Origin of the sequence: Acinetobacter sp. 479375, from assembly GCF_000581715.1 — a bacterium.
GTDB classification, from domain to species: domain Bacteria; phylum Pseudomonadota; class Gammaproteobacteria; order Pseudomonadales; family Moraxellaceae; genus Acinetobacter; species Acinetobacter ursingii.
Genome location: NZ_JEZN01000050.1, coordinates 1 through 3,840, shown reverse-complemented (window position 1 = coordinate 3,840; position 3,840 = coordinate 1). Strand labels below are relative to the sequence as shown.

The 3,840-nt window shown below is 39.7% G+C and carries 5 protein-coding genes and 2 pseudogenes; 3 read left to right on the top strand and 4 right to left on the bottom strand.

Features of this window, described 5'->3' with window-relative positions:
• Positions 1–294, top strand: a 294-nt coding sequence (locus J500_RS16955) for a DDE-type integrase/transposase/recombinase (protein ID WP_147519094.1), incomplete at its 5' end; no start/stop codon positions are given.
• A 19-nt stretch (positions 295–313) separates the two neighbouring features.
• Here J500_RS16955 and J500_RS16480 read toward each other — a convergent pair.
• On the bottom strand, positions 314–598 hold the full coding sequence (locus J500_RS16480; RefSeq protein ID WP_034700661.1) for a hypothetical protein: 285 nt from the start codon (positions 596–598) through the stop codon (positions 314–316).
• A gap of 56 nt (positions 599–654) precedes the next feature.
• A complete protein-coding gene (locus J500_RS16475) occupies positions 655–1,386 on the bottom strand; it encodes an SDR family NAD(P)-dependent oxidoreductase (RefSeq protein ID WP_034700660.1) in 732 nt (243 codons plus the stop codon).
• Between the two features lie 118 nt (positions 1,387–1,504).
• Between J500_RS16475 and J500_RS16470 the strand changes: the two genes are divergently transcribed.
• Complete coding sequence (locus tag J500_RS16470) at positions 1,505–2,404, top strand: LysR family transcriptional regulator (RefSeq protein ID WP_034700659.1); 900 nt, start codon at positions 1,505–1,507, stop codon at positions 2,402–2,404.
• Between the two features lie 37 nt (positions 2,405–2,441).
• On the opposite strand, the pseudogene J500_RS16465 reads toward J500_RS16470, so the two are convergent.
• A pseudogene (locus J500_RS16465) lies at positions 2,442–3,079 on the bottom strand (IS5 family transposase); the annotation flags it as partial.
• A 45-nt stretch (positions 3,080–3,124) separates the two neighbouring features.
• The gene (locus J500_RS16460) at positions 3,125–3,697 is read right to left on the bottom strand and encodes a recombinase family protein (RefSeq protein WP_034700658.1); all 573 of its coding nucleotides are present in this window, start codon (positions 3,695–3,697) and stop codon (positions 3,125–3,127) included.
• A gap of 38 nt (positions 3,698–3,735) precedes the next feature.
• On the opposite strand from J500_RS16460, the pseudogene J500_RS16455 reads away from it, so the two are divergent.
• Positions 3,736–3,840: pseudogene (locus J500_RS16455) on the top strand (IS6 family transposase); the annotation flags it as partial.

The window sequence follows — 3,840 nt, the reverse complement described above, 5'->3', positions numbered from 1 at the left end:
GATAAAGCACCCACATATGGAGGTGCTTTATCACGGTTAAAACGGGAAGGAAAATGTCCACCAGACCTTGAGCACAGGCAGGTTAAGTACAAAAATAACGTGATCGAATGTGATCATGGCAAGCTAAAGCGGATTATCAGGGCCACCTTAGGATTCAAATCTATGAAAACGGCTTATGCCACAATTAAAGGTATTGAAGTCATGCGTGCACTACGTAAAGGACAAGCTTCATCATTTTATTATGGTCAGCCTCAGGGTGAAGTGTATCTGGTGAATAGAGTTTTCGGTCTCTAAGCACTTTTTAAAGGGAACATCATCGACTCAGATCCCTATTTGCAACAGTGCCAATTTTTTTCCAGCCCGCAATATGTGAATCTGTATAAATACCAGGTGTTGCTAAATAGCCCTGACCATCTTCAGAGGGTTGTGCGCCTTCTGCAATGATTAATCCAACACTTGCACGTTGAGTATAGTATTCGGTTGCTAATTCGCCAGGTGTCCCATCAAACTGAGCACGTGATCGTGTCATTGGTGCCATAACTAGTCGATTTGCTAATTGATACTGACCGATACGAATAGGTTTAAATATTTGATTCATGATTCATTGTCCAATAAATTGATTTAGATAATTTGATGTAACTTAGTCTGATTTTCTTAGATACGAACTTGACCGCCATCTGCTGCAATCGTTTGACCTGTAACAAAGCCTGAGTCTGTAGAGCATAAGAATGAAACCACTCCAACGATGTCCTGTGGTTCAATCATTCGAGGAATTGCTTGCTGTTTTGGTAAGTACTCAAAAATATCTGCGTTAATTCCATGCATAGTTTTGGTATTGGTTAAACCAGGTGCAATCGCGTTAACATTGATACCAAAAGCACCTACTTCACTCGCCAATGCACGAGTAAAACCAATCACACCACCTTTGCTTGCGATATAAGCTGTCATCTCTGGCGCATTCAGCCAAAATGTTGTACTTGCTACATTTACAATTCTGCCAAAATGATTATTTTTCATGACAGGAACAAATGCTTTGCTCATCAGAAATGCGCCATCTAAGTTGACAGAAATCACTTTTTTCCATGTTTCATAATCGGTATCTTCAAATGATTTCCATGGATAAATTCCAGCATTGTTCACTAATGCGGCAACAGGAGGCATATTAGCTGCAACCTCAGTTGCAAATTTTTGAGTGGACTCTGGTGAGGTGACATCAACAATAGCGGAGAAAAATTTACGTCCTTCTGCTGCAACAAGTTGACGAGTTGCGGCTGCATCTACAACGTCTGCAACAGCAATATCGAAACCATCGGCAGCTAATCGTTGAGCATAAGCTTGACCAATACCATTTGCTGCACCAGTGATGACAGCGGTTCCTTTAGACATGTCATTATTCCTTATTAAAAGTTAAATATGCCAGTAAGTAGAAATAGTATTAACGAGTTAGCCTTTGGGATAAATATGGTAAAATGGAAATTATTAATCCATTAATGGTATAATTGGGATGGAATTTCTTAATGATATGGCGTTGTTCGTAGAAGTTTGCAAAGTGATGAGTTTTAGAAAAGCTGCTGATAACTTGAATATGCCAAGTTCAACATTATCAAGAAGAATTAGTCATTTAGAAAAAGAAATAGGTTTACGATTGCTCCATCGGACAACACGGAAAGTGGAGCTAACAGAAGCAGGCCAAGTCTATTTTGAGCGTTGTAAACGAATTGTAAGTGAAGCGCTACTGGCTCATGAACAGCTTGGAGAAATGCTATCTAAACCCAGTGGGTTGCTACGTATTTCTTTACCAGTTGATTTTGGAGCAATGATTTTGGCTCCACTACTAACAGAATTCGCAGAACTTTATCCTGGCATTAACTTTGAAATTGATTTGACCCCTAAATTGGTTGATCTAGTTGCACAGAATATTGATGTAGCTATTCGAATGGGGAATCCACCAGGTTCAAATTTAATCGGCCATAAATTAATGCAATTTCGAGGACAACTTTATGCATCCACAGATTATTTAGAAAAACATGGACACCCTAATCATCCTAACGATTTAGCACATCATCAATGTCTGAGCTTTCCTAACAATTTAGTGTGGAAATTGAATCATAAAAATGAAGCTGTAGAAGTTAAGATTAGTGGACGATTCATGCTAAATAGTGTTGGTATGATGCGAAAATTGTCAATTCTGGGCCAGGGAATTATTTTTACACCTCATGAGATAGTTCATGATGATGTTAATAAGGGGTTATTAGTACCAATTCTTACTGAATGGCAGGGCGATTTTTTACCTGTTTATGCACTGACAGAAACTCGTTTACTTCCTGCAAAAGTTCGAGTTTTCATTGATTTTTTACGAGAAAAATTAATGAATTTTACAAGTCACTCTGGCTTTGTTGCATAAAGGGTTGAAAGATAGAGCGATCCTAATTGAGCCAAATTCAAGTGACAACTTGGGTGTGAGGGCGCCCCAATTCTGTGAATTTGTTCAAGACGGCTACGCGTGCATGAATCTCATTCATCTGACTAGGAAAACTCCTTGCTGTTAATTTATCACCTAATAATTTGATGCAATGCATCTTGGTTTACACCAAACTTCGACGATGATAACCAGACCACTTTTTCCAAAGTGACCTTCCTAGCAGTTTGACTGTTTTCAATAACTCATTTCGCTCTATAGACCTGACTTGCTGATCTTTCCAAGGCTTTGCATTCTTCCTGAGTGGAATGACCGCATGTGCATCACGATTTAAAATGACTTGTCGGCAGTGCTTTGTGTCATAAGCACCATCTGTATAGACTGAATCAATTCGTTCATCCAAGGGAACTTGAGAAAGTAAATCTTCGAGCACTTGTGAATCGCTGACATTATTTGTCGTGAGTTGTACTGCACGTATTTGAAGGGTTTCAGCTTCTATAGCAATATGGAGCTTACGCCATTGGCGACGATATTCAGATTCATGTTTCTTGCGTTTCCATTCACCTTCACCTAGAAACTTAAAGCCTGTAGAGGCTACGATGAGCAATATATTGCGCAAGGCAGACCATCTCTACTTTTTTGGTAGCTAATTTCAATATCTGAATAGCCACTGATTTTGTAGGCACCTTTCAGTCCATCTAGTGACTAATTAATTTGTTTTAAATACCGATAGACAGCCTGTCTACTGATACCAAACGCTTTTGCCAGATCAACTTTTGATGAATACCTCCCTTCTTTCCAGGCTTGCAGTAATGCTTTAGCTTGATCTGGATTCAATTTATGGACACGACCTCTATATTTGCCCTGAGCTGCTGCGATCTTAATCCCTTCTTTCTGATGTTCTAAGATAATTTCCCGCTCGAATTGAGCAAAAGCACCCATCAGTTGCAGCATCAAATTATCCATCGGCGTGGATTGGGCAGTAAAAGTAATATTCTCTTTTACAAACTGGATGGCGATCCCTCTTTTGACCAGTTTATCTACTTCAGTGACCAAATCTTTTAGACTTCGTGCAAAACGATCCATGGAATGTACAATCACCCTGTCCCCTTCCCGGACATAGTTCAACATTTCTTGAAATTTCGGTCGGTCGGTATTTTTACCCGAAGCACGGTCAACAAAAATCCGGTCGACTTCAATTCCCTCAAGTTGACGTCCCGTATTTTGCTCGACTGAACTGACCCGGACATAACGGCACTGTTGCAAATAGGCTGACATGATAAGCTAAATATCTTATTTATTTCGAGATACAGCAGATGAATCCCTTCCACGGTCGGCACTTTCAAGGTGAAATCATTCTTTGGGCTGTTCGTTGGTATTGTAAATATGGCATCAGCTATCGTGAACTTCAAGAAATGCTC

Coding starts and splice junctions, on each gene's coding strand:
- J500_RS16480 (WP_034700661.1), bottom strand. CDS start 598: ATGAATCAAATATTTAAACCTATTCGTATCGGTCAGTATCAATTAGCA.
- J500_RS16475 (WP_034700660.1), bottom strand. CDS start 1,386: ATGTCTAAAGGAACCGCTGTCATCACTGGTGCAGCAAATGGTATTGGT.
- J500_RS16470 (WP_034700659.1), top strand. CDS start 1,505: ATGGAATTTCTTAATGATATGGCGTTGTTCGTAGAAGTTTGCAAAGTG.
- J500_RS16460 (WP_034700658.1), bottom strand. CDS start 3,697: ATGTCAGCCTATTTGCAACAGTGCCGTTATGTCCGGGTCAGTTCAGTC.